11 protein-coding genes are annotated in these 15,781 nt (G+C 65.3%); 3 read left to right on the top strand and 8 right to left on the bottom strand.

What is annotated here, in order from left to right; translation table 11 throughout:
- Positions 1-50: 50 nt before the first annotated feature.
- Positions 51-3,242 (bottom strand): TonB-dependent receptor, encoded by a 3,192-nt coding sequence (locus AC1DYM_RS12700; protein ID WP_477338799.1) that lies wholly within the window; start codon positions 3,240-3,242, stop codon positions 51-53.
- A gap of 866 nt (positions 3,243-4,108) precedes the next feature.
- Here AC1DYM_RS12700 and AC1DYM_RS12695 point away from each other — a divergent pair.
- The 3 genes from AC1DYM_RS12695 (at position 4,109) to AC1DYM_RS12685 (ending at position 6,451) form a co-directional block, all read left to right on the top strand.
- The gene (locus tag AC1DYM_RS12695; RefSeq protein ID WP_477338797.1) at positions 4,109-4,987 is read left to right on the top strand and encodes an NmrA family NAD(P)-binding protein; all 879 of its coding nucleotides are present in this window, start codon (positions 4,109-4,111) and stop codon (positions 4,985-4,987) included.
- Between the two features lie 25 nt (positions 4,988-5,012).
- On the top strand, positions 5,013-5,540 hold the full coding sequence (locus AC1DYM_RS12690; protein WP_477338795.1) for a carbonic anhydrase: 528 nt from the start codon (positions 5,013-5,015) through the stop codon (positions 5,538-5,540).
- A 131-nt stretch (positions 5,541-5,671) separates the two neighbouring features.
- Positions 5,672-6,451 carry an alpha/beta fold hydrolase gene (locus AC1DYM_RS12685; protein ID WP_477338793.1) on the top strand — a complete coding sequence of 260 codons (780 nt, stop codon included), beginning with the start codon at positions 5,672-5,674 and terminating at the stop codon, positions 6,449-6,451.
- 38 nt (positions 6,452-6,489) lie between these two features.
- Here AC1DYM_RS12685 and AC1DYM_RS12680 read toward each other — a convergent pair whose 3' ends face one another.
- The 7 genes from AC1DYM_RS12680 to AC1DYM_RS12650 are packed head-to-tail and all read right to left on the bottom strand — an operon-like array spanning position 6,490 to position 15,779.
- On the bottom strand, positions 6,490-8,400 hold the full coding sequence (locus AC1DYM_RS12680; protein WP_477338791.1) for a heavy metal translocating P-type ATPase: 1,911 nt from the start codon (positions 8,398-8,400) through the stop codon (positions 6,490-6,492).
- Positions 8,397-9,437, bottom strand: coding sequence for an SPFH domain-containing protein (locus tag AC1DYM_RS12675; RefSeq protein ID WP_477338789.1), 1,041 nt, complete (start codon positions 9,435-9,437; stop codon positions 8,397-8,399). Before AC1DYM_RS12675 ends, AC1DYM_RS12680 begins: the two co-directional genes overlap by 4 nt.
- Positions 9,434-10,429, bottom strand: coding sequence for an SPFH domain-containing protein (locus AC1DYM_RS12670; protein WP_477338787.1), 996 nt, complete (start codon positions 10,427-10,429; stop codon positions 9,434-9,436). Before AC1DYM_RS12670 ends, AC1DYM_RS12675 begins: the two co-directional genes overlap by 4 nt.
- Positions 10,426-12,303 carry an SPFH domain-containing protein gene (locus AC1DYM_RS12665; RefSeq protein ID WP_477338785.1) on the bottom strand — a complete coding sequence of 626 codons (1,878 nt, stop codon included), beginning with the start codon at positions 12,301-12,303 and terminating at the stop codon, positions 10,426-10,428. The genes AC1DYM_RS12670 and AC1DYM_RS12665 overlap by 4 nt, the downstream gene beginning before the upstream one ends.
- Positions 12,300-13,049 carry a ZIP family metal transporter gene (locus tag AC1DYM_RS12660; RefSeq protein WP_477338783.1) on the bottom strand — a complete coding sequence of 250 codons (750 nt, stop codon included), beginning with the start codon at positions 13,047-13,049 and terminating at the stop codon, positions 12,300-12,302. The genes AC1DYM_RS12665 and AC1DYM_RS12660 overlap by 4 nt, the downstream gene beginning before the upstream one ends.
- Positions 13,046-14,977 (bottom strand): CocE/NonD family hydrolase, encoded by a 1,932-nt coding sequence (locus tag AC1DYM_RS12655; RefSeq protein WP_477338825.1) that lies wholly within the window; start codon positions 14,975-14,977, stop codon positions 13,046-13,048. The genes AC1DYM_RS12660 and AC1DYM_RS12655 overlap by 4 nt, the downstream gene beginning before the upstream one ends.
- 43 nt (positions 14,978-15,020) lie before the next feature.
- Positions 15,021-15,779 (bottom strand): hypothetical protein, encoded by a 759-nt coding sequence (locus AC1DYM_RS12650; protein ID WP_477338781.1) that lies wholly within the window; start codon positions 15,777-15,779, stop codon positions 15,021-15,023.
- Positions 15,780-15,781: the final 2 nt, after the last annotated feature.

The following is a 15,781-nucleotide window of genomic DNA, read 5'->3' as shown; positions in this document are numbered from 1 at the left end:
ACGAAAACGAAGGCGGGGCCAGGCATCACGCCTGGCCCCGCTGGACTTCTTTAACCACCATCACCGAACTTGTACGTGATACCGACGTAGTACTGGCGTCCGGCGTATTCCAGGCTGACCAGACGTGCCGTGGTATCGCTACCCAGGTACTGGTGAGGCGTCGACTTCGACAGGTTGATGACCGACGCGGTGACCATGAAGTGCTTGTTGAACTCGTAGTCACCGTTCAGATCGATCTGGTGATACGGCGCCGAATAAATCGGAAGGCCGGCCGCCAGGCCCTGCATGGTCCGGCCGGTGAAGTTGTCACTGGCGCGAAGCAGCAGACCGTTCTTCTCGTAGAACACCGACACGTTGGCGGCGTACTTGGCGCTGCCGATCAGCTCCGATTTGCCGACCTGCGTATCCCCCAGGGACACCGGGGTCTCCGTGGTGTGATTGAGCGTGTAGTTGGCGATGTATCCGAAGCCATTGTCCCAGGTGTGCTGCGTATAGAACTCAATGCCCTTGGACGTACCCGAGCGGCCATTGGCATTGGTGCTGTACTGCATGAAGTTGGTCGGCGTGCCGGCGACATCGACACTAATGTTGTTGACGGTGACCGGTACGACGAAGTTCTTCACCTTCTTCTGGAACAGATCGATGCCGACGACCGAGTGCGGTGCGTAGTACCACTCGGTCGCCAGATCGAACTGGGTCGCCGTGAACGGCTTCAGATCCGCGTTCGCGCCGCTGCCGTACCAACCCGGCAGGGGCGAGCCGAACTGCTTGCGATCGTCGTAGTACGCCTGGGTGTAATTGGTCAGGCTGCCCAGCTGGGCCAGGTCGGTGTAGTTGGCACGTGCCAGCGCCTGCGAGCCCGCGGCGCGAACCACGACATCGTCCGTGAGGTTCCACGCGATGTTGAAGCTCGGCAAGGCCTTGTTGTAGCGCTTGCGCGTGGAGCTGTTGGTGTAGGTCTGCACGACCGCCTGCTCGCGCGGCAGGTACTGGAAGTCACCCGGTGCGCAGGCACCGCCGGCGATGTTCTTGCCGGTGGTCGGGCAGATCAGGATGTTACCGCCGGCGTCGTGGTAGTAGTCCGCATTGTTGGTGGTGATTTCATCCGCGACCGTGAGGTCCTGTCCGGTGCTGACAAAGCGCAGGCCGACGTTGCCGCGAATCGTTCCGGTGTCGAAGTTGGCCTGGACATACGCGGCGGCGATCTTCTCCTGGATCGACGACTTGTCATCGGGGTGGTTGTAGAGCACCCGGTCGTAGGTCTGGTTGAGATAGTTGTAGTACGCCGGGTAATTGATCGCCGGGAAGGTGCTGTCGTTGAACGCCTCGTTGGTCCCGTCGAGCGAGTTGGCCTGGAGGAAGCCCGCCGGCAGCTGACCTGCATTGGGATCGCAGGTCTGAAATTGCAGCGTCGTGCCCTTGCAATACCAGCGCTGCTCGTTACTCGTCTGCTCGGCGTGGTTGTCGCGGTACTTGAAGCCGAACTGCAGCGACTGGAACCAGGTGGAATCGAAAGCCCAGGTGAGATCGGCCTGAGCGAAATTCTGCGAGTTGCTGGTGTTGACCATGTTGGAACCGGTCGAGCCCAGATCCACCTGCCCCGCACCGGCCAGCATGTTTTGCAGCACATCCGGCGAGGCAGTGAGGGTCGGCTTGCCGCCGAGCGTCCACGCCGCACCGTTGCTGCCGTCCACCCACTGGCCGTTGACAAAGTTGCGGGGTTTCGCGGCCATGGACAGCTGCACCGACGGGCCACCGGTGGCCCAGGTACGGCCGACATTGAACGACCCGCTGAGGCTACCGCCGTTGTCCCACTCACCTTCGAGGTTGAGCGTCTGCGAGGTGGCCTTTTCGACGTTGTAACTGCCGTTGAGCCACGGGATCTCGGTGGAGCATGTATCCACGGCCTGTCGTGGCTTGCCGGTAACCGGGTTGGTCAGCGAGTTGCAGCCCACGCCACTGGGCGGCAGGACATAGTTCGCACCGGTGACGATCGTGTGCGACGGATCGAACGTCAGGCCATTGGGTGCGAGCAACCTGCCCTGCTGGTCGGCATAGTTGCTATTGCTCGGAAGGCCCCACTCGGGCACTTCCAGCGTATTGGTGATCTGGGTCTGCTGACGCTGGAAACGGAAGTAGTTACCAGTCAACAGCAAGTGGTCGGTGGGCTTGAACTGCATGGTCGCCTGGGCGCCCTTGGTCTTCAGGTCCAGCTCGTTACGACTTGTGGAGAACTGCTGCGGCATCCAGTAGCCGGAGTCGACATTGCCGGCCTGATCGACGACACCGCCGCCGGACCACAGGTCGAGATTCGGCGCGACGTCGGGACCGTACGGCCGGCCATGCACATCCGTCGGCGGCGCGGTACACGTGGCCTGGCTCGTACAGTCGTTGCTCCACCAGTGCCAGCTGTCCGCCTTGGCCGTGTAATCGATATCGCGGCGCTTCTGGTACGAGCCGGCGACGAGGAAGCCGAAGGTCTCGTCCTTGTTCTTCCACGACCACAGGGCCGATGTCTGCGGGGTGATCTTGCTGCTGTTGTCTGAGCCGGCGCCGTTGAGGGACACGAAGCCGTCGTTCGCCTTCATTTCCAGCGGGCGGCGCGTGTGCAGGTCGACGTTGCCACCGATGCCGCCTTCGTCCAGGCGTGCCTCGAGGCTCTTGTAGAGCTTGATCTCCGAGAACATGTTCGCCGGCATCAGGGTGTAGTTGAACGAGCGCGTCAGGCCAGCCGAGGTATCGGCCGAGGCGACGTAGTTGCCGTTCAATTCCGTCAGCGTCAGCTCGGGCGCCAGGCCGCGAATGCTGACCGTCTTGCCTTCACCGGATTCACGGCTGATGACCACGCCAGGCACGTGGGCCAGTGCGTCGGCGATGTTCTTGGCGGGGAACTGCGCGATGTTCTGCGCGTTGATGACTTCGACGATGGAGTTCGCATCGCGCTTGTCCAGCACGTTCTGGTCGATCGACTGGCGGTAGCTGGTGACGACGACGGTATCCAGGTTCGTCGGACCGGCCGCGGTGTCGTTGCTCTGCTTATCTGCCTTCTTGTCCTTGTCGTCCTTCTTCACCGTCGCGCCAGGAGTCGTTTGTGCCGGTGCGGACACGGCCGTTGCGGCAGGCCCAGCGGTCTGTGCGAAGGCGGTCGTCGGTACCCCCAGATAGCCGACGAGCGACAAGGTGGCCGTGGCTAGCGCGGCACAAAGCGGCTTGCGCTTGAGCATGAGTGGCAGATAAGTCATTTCTTTTTATTTCCCTCAGTGGTGTGCGCCTTGCTTGAAGCGGCGCGATGGTCCCCCGTTACATCACTGCTGCAGATGCCCGTTCTATGGCGACATGCGCCCTCCCTCTTTTGATTCAATCGATCTAAATTTTTGGCTGTCGACGGAGAAAAAAAGCGTGCTCGCTCGATAGCTCAAACCTTGGATTGCGCCATGGAGACGACTGCCGCACCGAACTCAGGGCAGCGTTCCCCGTGTTGCGATCGTCTGGCGACGAGAGGCAACGCAGCGACAACGAGCGATAAGTCCCGCCTACTGGCTGGTGGCGGGAGCTCGACGGAAACGATCCGGGCCGCGAGCGGCAGGCATCATGAATACAGCCACGCGCGCATCGCGCAGGCGTGAGTTCATGAACGTACGGATGGTGCTTGGTTTCATGTGGCGGCTTCCCCTTCCCCTAGACAGGCCTGGCAGGAAGCAGCAGCGTCTCGGGCGGCGCACGATGCACCTGTCCCTCTGCCCTCCCCACCCCAGTCCAGGCCATCGCTCTCTTCGTATCTCGGCAAGATGCGAAGCGCTGTGACTTGGATCGATCTAAATCCCCTGGGGACAGATTAAGACGCTAAAGCGAAGCGGAGTCACGCTGCGCTGCAAAAATATGACGATGAGCGGGGAATAGTGTGACGCGCTTCACCGGATACCCGTCCAGGGAACAACCCGTTTGTCCATGCTGGAACGGGATAGGTGATAGCCGAAAGCGACGGCTACCGGGCGGAAGTGAGCGAGAGGATATTCATCCCATCGCAACGGGAACGCGCTTCGACAGGCCACTTCCGAAGCGGATACCTCAACGCTCTTCCACCTTCTTCCCTCTCAGGAACTCCGTCATGTCCAAGAAAGTATTGATCACGGGTGCCACCGGCGACACTGGCCGCGCCGCCGTCCGCGAAGCCCTTGCCCTAGGCCTCCAGGTCCGTGCCATGGTCCGTCGCCACGACGACCGCTCGGCCGCCCTGAGCGCCCTCGGTGCGGAGGTGGTCCTGGGCGATCTGCAGGAAGTGAACACGCTGCGCGACGCCATGCAGGGCGTCGAATCGGCCTACTTCGTATACCCGGTGGCCCCGGGCCTGCTTTCCGCCACGGTGAACTTCGCGCAGGCCGCGAAAGAGACCGGCCTCAAGACCATCATCAACCTGTCGCAGCGCTCGGCCGACCGCGAATCCAGCAGCAACTCCTGCCGCGATACCTACATCTCTGAAGAAGTCTTCAACTGGTCCGGCGTGCCGGTGGTCCATCTGCGCCCGACATACTTCCTCGAATGGCTGCTTTACCCCTGGCAGTTGCCGTACCTCCAGCAGGGCATCCTGCGCATGCCGGTCGGCAAGGGTCGCCATTCGCCGATCGCCGCCGATGACCAGGGCCGTGCCATTGCCGCCCTGCTGAAAAATGCGGACGGGTACGTCGGAAAGATCGTGCCGCTCTCCGGTCCGGTCGAGATGGACCATGAGCAGATGGCCGCCGAACTGACCGCAGCCCTCGGGCGCCCGATCGTCTTCCAGGATCTCCCGGTGCAGGAATACGCCGAGTCGATCGCCGGGATGGGTGTACCCGAGTACATCGTCCAGCACCTCAGCGGCGCGATGGTCGACTACCAGCACGGCCACATGGCCGGTGCCGACAACAACGTGGAACGGATCACCGGTCGCCGCTCGATGACCGTGGGTGAGTTCGCCCGCCTCCACGCCGACCAGATCAACGGCAACTGATTCCCTTCACTCCTTCGAGGTACTTATGGACGTCATCACCCAGTTCGTACAGCGCAACGCCGAGTTCGCCGAGCACGGTTTCCACGAGGAGCTGAAGATCATCCCTTCGCTCAAGACCCTGATCATCGGGTGCGTGGATCCCCGCGTCGACCCCATGGATATCCTTAAACTGCAGCCGGGCGAAGCGGCGATCATCCGCAACGTCGGTGGCCGCGTGAACCCGTCGTTGTTCGAAACCCTGAAGATCCTCAGCACCGTTTCAAAGGCAGGCGGTGTGGAAGTCGACAAGGACTGGAACCTGGTCGTCTTGCAGCACACGCAGTGCGGCATCAACGGGTGCTATCACAACGCGCCGGAGTTGCTCGCACCCTATATGGGCGTGCCATTGGAGCAGCTCGATACCAAGGCCATCACCGACCCGCACAAGGCGATCGCGATCGATGTCGATGCGCTACGCGCCCATCCGGTCGTGGGCAAGAACTTCACCATCTCGGGTCTGGTGTACGACGTGGCCACCGGCCTCATCGAGACCGTCGTGCCACCGGCAGCGTGAACCACGGTGAGGGACGCGCGCGTGGTGCCAGGGGACAACGCGCGTTCCAATCCTTCAAGCGATGAACGGGGCGGCTCCCTAACCTCGGTATACCGCGGGCATCGGCCCGTCATGCCCTCAGGAACCACCCCATGCATCGCACCCGCACGCTCATCACCGCCCTGTCCCTCGCCGTGGCGGCCGGCTCCTCCTTCGCCGCACCGGCGGCTACTCCGGGGCAGGACGTCACGGTCGTCCTCGTGCACGGCGCATGGGCCGACGGTTCCAGCTGGAACAAGGTCATTCCCCTGCTTCAGGCCAAGGGCATCAAGGTGCTCGTGGTGCAGAACCCGCTGACCTCACTGGCGGACGACGTGGCCGCCACCCAGCGCACGATGGCATCGGCCAGCGGCAAGGTCGTCCTCGTCGGCCACAGCTGGGCAGGCACCGTGATCACCGAAGCGGGTAATGACGCGCGTGTCGCAGGTCTGGTCTACGTGGCGGCTTTTGCCAACAAGGACGGCCAGTCGGCCGGCGAACTGGTCGGCGCGTACCCCAAGACACCCGCCCTCTCGACGATCCGCGACGATGGTCATGGTTTCCTCTACCAGACGGCCGAAGGCGTGCGCGACAACTTCGCGCCGGATATCCCGAAGGCCGACGCCGCCACGCTCGCCGTCACCCAGGGCGCGCTGGCCCAGTCCACCTTCGGCGACAAGGTGACCGTCGCTGCGTGGAAGACGAAGCCATCGTGGTACGTGGTCTCGGCCAACGACCGCGTGATCAACCCGCAGCTGGAGCGTGATGTCGCCAAGGCGATGAACGCCAAGACCACCGTCCTTCCGTCCAGCCATGTATCGCTGCTGTCGCATCCGCGCGAAGTGGCGGCGGTGATCGAGGATGCGGTGAAGACCATCGGTAACACTCACTGATCAGCGACGCCCCGCCGGGCATGACCCGGCGGGGCGGCTTATTCGTTTACACCACTTCTCTCGTCGAACCGCAACAGGCGACCCGCACTCGCCAGCACGCCGAAGGCAGCGCAGTTCTGCAGCACCGCCACCGTCAAGGCGCCACCGCTGCCACCCCCGCCAACCAGCGCGAGCGTGATGAGCACGACAGTCCAACCAGCGCTCAGCGCGAGATTGAGCTGAAGGGTGCGGCGCGCACGGCGACCGAGGCGAACACACGTCGCCACGCGAGCGAAGTCGTGCCCGGTGAGTACGATGTCCGCCGAGGCCATGGCGATGTCGCTGCCCTGCCCGCCCATGGCGATGCCCACCGCTCCCGCCCTCAACGCCAAGGCGTCGTTGATGCCGTCGCCGACGACGATCGGTCGCCGGCCGCTGTCGACCATCTGACGGACAAAAGCCAGCTTGTCGTGCGGCAGCGCGCCGGCAACGACCTCATCGATGCCGACCAGACGCGCGATGCGCTCGGCTTCGCTGGCCCGGTCGCCCGTGAGCAACGTCTGCCGGCCGAGGCCCAGGTCACGCAGGGCATCGAGTGTCAAGGCGACGCCGGGGCGAAGTTCGTCGGCAAGAAGAATCCATCCGAGAAACTGCGGCCCTTCGAAGACGCCCGCCACGGGGCCCGCATGCGAGGGCGCGGGATCGCACGCGATGCCGTGCGCGGTAAACAAGGCTTCGCGGCCAAGCAGCACCTGACCTTGCGCGGCCATCGCCACCATGCCGAAACCGGCTTGCTCGTGGACCTCGGTGAGAACGACATCGTCGTCGCTGGAAAGGTGTGCCAGAGCGCGTCCCACGGGATGACTGCTCACGCGGCCCAGTGCACGGGCAAGCGCGCAGAGATGGTCGGACGACACGCCTGGCTCGCACCTCACGTCGACCACGCGAAGCTGACCGGTCGTGACCGTGCCCGTCTTGTCGAGGATCAGGGCGTCGGCGTCGGCGAGGCGCTCGAGGAAAACGCTGCTCTTGAGCAGGATGCCGTGACGCGCGGCGACGCTGACCGCCGCCAGCGCCGTGGACGGCGCGGCAAGCACCATGGCGGAAGGACAGGCGGCGACGAGAAGCGCGAGCACCGCGGCCGAGTTCAGCGTGGTGAACCAGACCATCGCGGCGAGCAGGATAACCAGGACCAGGTATTGGCCCGCGTAGCGTTCCAGCAAGCGCGTGACCGCCGGCTTGCTGCGCTCGGCCTCCTGCATCAGGGCCACGACCCTGCCCAGCGCGCTATCGCCACCGACACGCGTGACACGGACGCGGAGTACCCCGTTCAGGCTCACCGAGCCACCGAGCACGGTCTGTCCGAGCGTCGCCTCCATGGGCAACGACTCACCGGTCAACGACGCGGTGTCCAGGCTCGCTACACCCTCGACGACGACACCATCCGCCGGCACCTTGTCGCCGGCACGCACTTCGACGACATCGCCCGGCCGAAGCGCCGCGACATCGATCGATGTCACCAACCCCTCGATGTCGACGCGTCGGGCGACAGCCGTGGTGAGATTCGACAACGCCTCCACTGCCTCGCGTGAGCCCAACAAGGACCGATCCTCGAGCACACGCCCGATCATCATCACCACCGGCAACAAGGTCGCCGTGACGAAGTCCGCCGAGACCCAGCACGCGATCACCGCCAGGGCGACGAGTTGGTCGACGACACCATGGAGATCCGGTTGGCGGAGACTGCGAAAGGCGGCCGCCATGACCGGGCCGCCCATCAGGACCGCGGCGAGCGCGGTGAGCAGTTGCCGCTCGACGGTCATCGTGTCCGCTGCGATGCCGAGCAGCCACGCCAGTCCAAGCAAGCCCAGCGACCAGAGCACCAGCACGATGCGCAGCCGCCAGTGGCGGCGCTCACGCCGGGTCAGCAAGGCGGCCGGTACGGATGGCGCGTTGACTGCTGCGTTCATTGACCCACCCCCGGCACGAGGACCCGGCCGCTAACGCCGGCCGGAATCGTATCGACGCGTTCGGCGACATCGAAGAGCGACTTGATGCGCTCCCGGTACACCTGATCGAGCACCATCGCATGGCTCATGGTCGTGTCCTTGCCGAGTGCGAGCACGAGGGCTGAGTTGCTCTTCGCTGCACTCACGGTTTCCTGCGCCCGGGCGCGTGCTTCGTCGAGGGTCTGCTCGCGCATTTGTTCGGCCGACTGTCGACGGATCTCCGCGGTGGTGCGCGCCTGCGCGAGCGTACGCTCGACCTGTTGCGACACCTGGAGCACGTTGTCGAACGATGCCTTGGCGCCGGCAGGGATGCTGGCGACGACATCGGTGCGGGCCACCCGGATACCGAGACCCTCGCGCGTCGAGGCCATGGCGTCGAGGCGCTGGTTGATCAGAGCCACCAGGTCCGTACGAAAGCGCTCCCGGCGCGCCGCGTAGGACGGATCGTTGGCCCGTTCCGGGCGCGCGACGAGAATGGAGTCCAGGTCCCGGCTGGCGCATACGCTGACCGCCGCGGCAACGACCGCCCGGCGGAGTGCCGGCTCGACGTGGTCGGCTGAAATGACGTACGCGGTCGCATCGGTGATCTGGTAGAAGACGGTGACGCGCAGATGCACGATGCCGCCATCGCCGGTGAGGAAGAACCAGGTGTTCTCGCGCGCCTCGTCGTTGACGATGTAGCCGGTGGACAACTCATCGCCCGGCGGCGGCAACGATCCACCGATTTCCAGGGCCTCGGGCGAGAACTGCACCTGCCGCCCTGGTGACGGCAGGACGATGATGCGATCGATGGGCGTCGGCCAACTCACCAGCAGGCCGGGCCCGCTTTCACGGATGACCTGACCGAAGCGGGTGACCACTGCCTGGCTGTCCGGCGCGACGCGCGATACGCCGGTCACCGCCCATGCCAGGGCGAGCAACCCAACCAGGCCGAAGAGCAGGCGAAACGACCACTTGAGTGTGTCGCCAAGAAGGGACACCGCTGGCCTGGCACTCATGGCCGGGATTTCGTCGGCGCGGCGCTGTGCGGCACCGGTCCATCGACCAGCAGACGGAACGGCGCCGCATCCGTGCGCAGGACGAGGCGCGTGCTGGGCGTGATCGTGGCATCGAGCGTGTCGAACGAACGCAGCAGCGTGTACAACGCTGGGTCGGAGGCGTAGGCCTGCTGGTACACCGAGGCCGACTGCACCTGCGCATCCGCTTCGATCGACGATGCCTCCGCCTTGGCCCCCGCGATGGCGATGCGTGCGTCGCGCTCGGCTTCGGAAACGACCTGCGCGGCCTCCCGCTGCCCTTCTGCCGAGCGCTGTGCAGACGCCGTGTCGCGCTCCGCCTTCATGCGCTCGATGGTCGCTTGCAGTGCTTCTGTCGACAAGGTCAGCCGCTCGATGCCTGCCTGCTCGACGTCCACGCCGTAAACGGTTCGTGCCTGCTGGCCGACCAGGGTCTTCAGGCGCGCCTCGAAGTCGGCCAGACGGACCTTGTCAGGATCCGTGTTCACCAACTGGGCGAGATCGAAGCTGCTCGCCGTGATCTCCAGCGAGGACGCCATCAGGCTCCTGAGCTGTGACGCGGCGACGTCCGGCTGGTTTTGCACGGCGCGCAGGTAGCGCTCGACGGCGTCGGGATCGTGGGGAACGCGCCAGACCACATACGCCTGCACCAGCACGCGGAGGCCGTCACGGGTGCCGACGTCCTGCAGGCCGCTGGACGTCGTGCGAAGGCGCAGGTCGATATCCGTCGTCGCTTCGATCGGCGCCGGCCACTTCAGTGCGCCGCCGGCATCGACCAGGACGCGCACCGGTTTTCCCAGTCGGGTGATCACGACGCCCTGCCCCGGACTCACCACGACGAAGGACGCTGCCGCGATGGCGAGGACGACGATCACGCTGGCGACGATCCAGCGGGACACGTGTCGCAGGCGGGATACCGGCGGCGAATCATGCGGGACGGCAGCGGGGTCGGCGTAATCGGCGGGCGTGTTCAAAGTGTTCCCCCTGTGGATCCTGCGAAGGGGCGCAGGTCCAGCGTGGTCTGGGTGCCGTCGATGCGATGGTCGACGACGGTGAGATGGGCCTTGCCAAGGTCGTTGCGCAGATGGGTGAGCCAGCTTTCGAACACGAAGACGTCGTGTCCAGCGGCGAGGCTTCGCGTATCGGCTTCGAAGGTCGTCCTCGTCGCGGTGGCGGACGCGAGTTGCTCCGCGGCGCTGGCTTTGGCGAGATTGACGGTTCGCAAAGCGTCCTGACTGGCCGATCCGCGGAGCGCAAAGGCCCGTGCGCGACTGTCGAAGCGCATGGCGTCCGCCCGAATCTCCGAGGCCTGGACGTTGTGATAGGCCATCGCCGCGCCCGGCGGCGGATGAATGGCTTCCACCACCACGCCGACGATGGCGATGCCGGCATGGAACGCGCTGACGTTGGCCTGGAGATCACGCCTGAAGCGCTCGACGAAGACGCTGCGGTTTTCACCGAGCAATTGGTCGAGCGTGGATGTCGCGAAGTGCGAGACGAGAAGGCGGCCGGCGGCCACGCGTATCAGTCCGGCCGCATCGGCGCTGCCGTATACCGACTCGAGCACGCCGTCGTGATTGTCGGGCACGCGGAACATCACGCGCAGGTCGACGTTGACGATCTGGAAGCCCTCGCGCCCTCCCGTGCTGCTCGCGATAAGGTAGCTCGCCTCGCCGGGATGACTCGCATCCCACAGGCGGTCCGCGGGCGGTGCGGGAATGGCTTCGGCATCCATGCCCGCATCGACGTCCGCGCGCCCCGCGCTGGCCAGCTCAGCCAGCAAGCGTCCACCCGGCCTCGCCGAGAAGACGATGGGCATCTGGTGCACGGCCCCGAATTCGACCGTACGCGTACGTGCGAAAGGCCACGGCGCATGGAGATGCAGGCCTGGCCCGACGAGCCCGACCGGACGTCCCATGTGTTCGACCACCGCACGCTCATCGACGCCGAGCACCGTCACGCCCGTCGCCAGCCAGGCAAAGACGGCGAGCGCGACGGCGACAGGCACCACGGCGCGAAGGGCATAGGCGAGCACCCAGCTCTGCGAAAGGTCGATGCCATAGGCCTGCCGCAACCACTCGCTCCCCCGGGATACACGTGGCCATTGCAGGCGCAGCAGGCTGGCGGTCCAGGTCAGCGCCGCCGAGGTTCGCTCGGCAAAGGGGCGCTCCGGAATGAACAGCAACGCGCTTGCGCGAATCATGGCCTCGATAGCGGCGAGCGACACCAGGACCAGCGGCACGACCGCGAACCACTCCGCCCAGATGTAACCGAGCGAAGCGAAAAGGGTTGCCGCGCCGAGGACGAGACTCGACACGAGGGGAAGGCGCAGCACCGTCTCCACGGCCGGACCCGACCCCGTCGCACGGGCGGCGAGGAGGCGCTGGAGAATCAGCAGCGGCATGCCGGCGACCAGGAGGATCGCCGCCGAATAAGTGGCCGGTGCGCCCATGGCCTGACCGACCGCCTTGAAGTGCACGATCGCGACGACGAGGCAGAGGCCGCCGCCGCCGAACGCGATCAACCCCGGCAACCAGTCGCCCACCCAGTCGATGCTGTCGAAGCGGCGGCGCGCCTCGCGCACGGCAAGCACGATGCGCTGAAGCACGATGTTGCCGGGAAGCCGTCGATACACCATCGCGCGGAACGGCGCGACCCATGTCGCCGGGCGACTTCGCACCTGCGCGGTCACGCCTTCGCTGAACAGGCCGGTGGCCGCGAACAGGAGGGTGAGTCCCAGAATGCGCACCGGCACACTGGCCGCTGCAAGACATGCGATGGCGCCAATCAGCAGCACCGCACCCAGCGCGTGGAGTGCCCAGGGCGGCGGAGGACGTTTGATGCTCATCCCTGCTCCATGCGTGCAGCCAGCCACATCACCAAAAAGCCTGCACCCATGCCGATGGCGGGAGCGGCTCGCTGGTTGGGCGCCAACCGGGCCCAGACCCCAGGCAGGATGTCCGCCAGTGCGACGTAGAGCACCGTGCCCGAGGCCGCGGCCAGTGCCAGCCCGAGGCCGACCGGTGTGAGCGGCACCAGGTGCATGACCACGGCGCCGAGCGGCACACCGAGGGCCATCGCGACCGAGAGCACGAAGGCGCGCTGCGGTTGGTAACCCCCGGCGACCAGCACACTGGCGCTGCTGAGTTCGCGCGGCACCTCATGCAGGGCGATCGCCAGCATGACCGCGATGCCCGCCGCTTCGCCGCCCACGAAGGCTGCCGCCACGATGACGCCATCCACTACGTGATGAACGAAATCGCCTGCCAGGTTCATGCGCGCAAAAGGCGTACGCAGTGCCACCTCCCCTGCGAGCTCGCCGGGCGTCCGTCGTATCCAGCACTCGACCGCGACCAGCGCGAGCGCGCCTGCCGCAAAGGCCACCATGACGCGTTCGAACGGCTGCCCGGTTTCCACGGCTTGCGGCAGGACATGCAGCAGCGCGTCACCGATAAGAAGCCCGACCGCTAACGACTGCAACCAGACCAGCGAGGACGACAGCACGCCACCCGGAAGCCAGACGACGAGGCGTGAAACGAGGGATGTGCAGGCGAGAAAGCACGCAGCCAACACGACTTCATAGACAGGAGTCATCGGGGATCCGTGACCACCGGCAGTCGGATATACGTCGCATCCGCACCGCCACGTGCGACCTGCTGCGTCGCTACCTGGTAGTCGGCTGGTGTGGCGAAAAAGATGTTCGGCACGAAGGTCTGCGGGTTGCGATCGTAAAGAGGGAACCAGCTCGACTGGATCTGCACCATGACCCGATGGCCCGGCAGGAAGACGTGGTTCGCATTGGGCAGGCTGAAATCGTAGGGAAGCGAAACACCGGCCGTGAGCRCCGCCGGCTTGTCGAATCCGGTGCGGTAACGGCCGCGGAAAATATCCATGGCGATGCCCAGCTGGTAGCCGCCCATCTCGGGCTGTTCGGGAACCTGGTCGGGATACACGTCGATCAGCTTCACGACCCAGTCGCTGTCCGTGCCCGTGGTGCCGGCCACCAGGTGGACCTTTGGCTGACCACTGATACGCAGTGGCTGGGTGAGCACCGCGCTCGTGTAGGTCAGCACATCCGTGCGCGTGGAGGCAGCGCGCTGGTCATCGGTCAACCAGTGCTGCCATCCCTTGCCGGCCATGGGTCCGACGGGGCGGGGCCGATAGGGCACGGGATGCGCCGGATCGGAGACGAAACGGTCCGCCCCCTCTTCCGCCGCCGAGCCGAGTTGCAGGCGGCCGTGCGCATCAGGACGCAGATCCAGCGTACTGGCCACATCGTTCGTCGTCGGCCATGCCTTGCCCGTCACCCACACGTTCTCACCGGTGACGAACGCGTTGACAGGGGCAGGCAACGCCGGGGCGTCCTTCAGGTAATGCGCGAGGAACGGCCTCAGGATGTGCTGGCGAAAATAAAGACCGGTATCGCTGCCGAAGCGGACCGCGCCGAGGCTGCTGCCATCGCCGACCTCCTGGCCGTGGAACCACGGACCGACGGCCAGGAACAAGCGCTGGTCGGTGTCGTGCGGCTTCATCGCGTGATAAACCGCGAACGCGCCGTAGATGTCTTCCTGATCCCACAAGCTGGCGACCAGCATGGTCGGCACCGATACCGGCTCGTTCCCGAGTGCCTTGTCTACGGCCTGGTCGCGCCAGAACGCATCGTAGGACGGGTGCTGCGACACCTTCGTCCAGAAACCGAGCTGCTCCATACCGTAGGCCTTGGCCACCGCGCCCGCGGAAACGCCCTCGAGGAAGAACTGATAATCGTCGGCGTAGTTCGACCACCACTTAAGTGTGTTCTTCCTCGATGCCGTCTGCTCATAKATGTATTCGAGGTTCTGCTGCCGAAACGCACCGTGGTGGAACCAGTCGTCGCCCATCCACCCGTCGACCATCGGATTCATCGGCACGGCCGCCTTCAGCGCCGGGTGCGGGTGAATGATCGCCATCAACGGCTCGAAGCCATCGTAGGAAATACCGAGGATCGCGACGCGACCGTTGCTCTCCGGCACATGTTTCACCAGCCAGTCGATGGTGTCGTAGGCGTCGGTCGAGTCGTCGACCGGTGTCGCGTTGAGCGGTCCACGAAGAGGGCGATTCATGACGTAGTCGCCTTCCGAACCGTATTTACCCCGGACATCCTGGACCACCCGGATGTAGCCGTCCTGGATGAGGACATCGTTCGCGTCATCGTCGTGACTCACCGCCACACCGAGGTGACCGCTCTCCACCGCACTGGTCATTTCCGTCGCGTTGTAAGGCGTGCGCGTCAGCAGTATCCCGGCGTTCTTCGCATGTTYCGGCACGAGGATCACGGTGTGAAGCTTCACGCCGTCACGCATCGGAATCATCACATCGCGGGCTTCGTAGTCGAAGGCATCGTGCACCGGTGTGAAGTGCGCCGGTGTCTCGCTAGGTAAGCTGCTGTAGGTTCCCTTCGCAGGAGGTTCGGCCTGGACCGACGGCGCCAGGGCGATCGTCAGCGCGGTAGCGAGAAGCGAACGGGAGAGGTTCTTGGACAGGTTCAAGGCAGGCGTCCTGAGGTTGAGCGGGGTGCGAAGGAAGTCATTGGCACGTCGACGGAAGTCGCGTCACGACGTCATGGATCTGTTGGGCGGCCGCATCGGCCGAGCCGCCACATAACGCGGAGATACGGTGGCGCGCTTCCGCGCGCAGGGAGGTGCATTGCCAGGCACGCGGCGCATCGAGCGGCAGGACAGCGTAGGCGACGCCATTGCACGAATCGCTGGCGCGCTCGGCAAGCGTGCGACCTGCGAACGCCGCCGGTGCGGTGGTTAGATCCGGTTCGAAGTAGCTGTCGGGRAACGAGGCGGCATAGGCCTGGATCGTCACGCGCTGACGAAAGGGTCCGATCGACAGATCGAACGGCCCGTTACAGGGCACGCGGGCGGCGAGCTCGCGGATACCGGCAAGCAAGGCCGCGCGACTGCCGGTATGCGGCCCGAGCACGCTGGTCAGTCCCGCCAGCACCGGCAGTCGGGCACGCGCCGCCATCGCACCGAACTCGTGGGCGTGAGTCGGCGCGCAGCGCCCATACGCTGCCGCCACGGTGAGGAACACCACGTCATAGGCCGCCTCAGGCGTGGTGACCAGCGAGGGACCGATCGCCGTCAGCGCGTCACCTGCGACGACACGTGGCGCCAGGACAGCCGTCGCATCAGGGGTCGACGCCACCGGGCGCGGGACGTCGACCACCGTAGCCGCGTGGTCGATGCCGTTCGGTGCCCTTCTCGCGACGAGCACGAGCACGAAGGCGGTCAACACGCCTGCCACGAGAAGCAACCACCGGGGATGAGTCAGCAAGG

The organism is Luteibacter sp. P1_D3, assembly GCF_056406135.1.
This window is presented reverse-complemented; position numbering and strand designations above follow the sequence as displayed.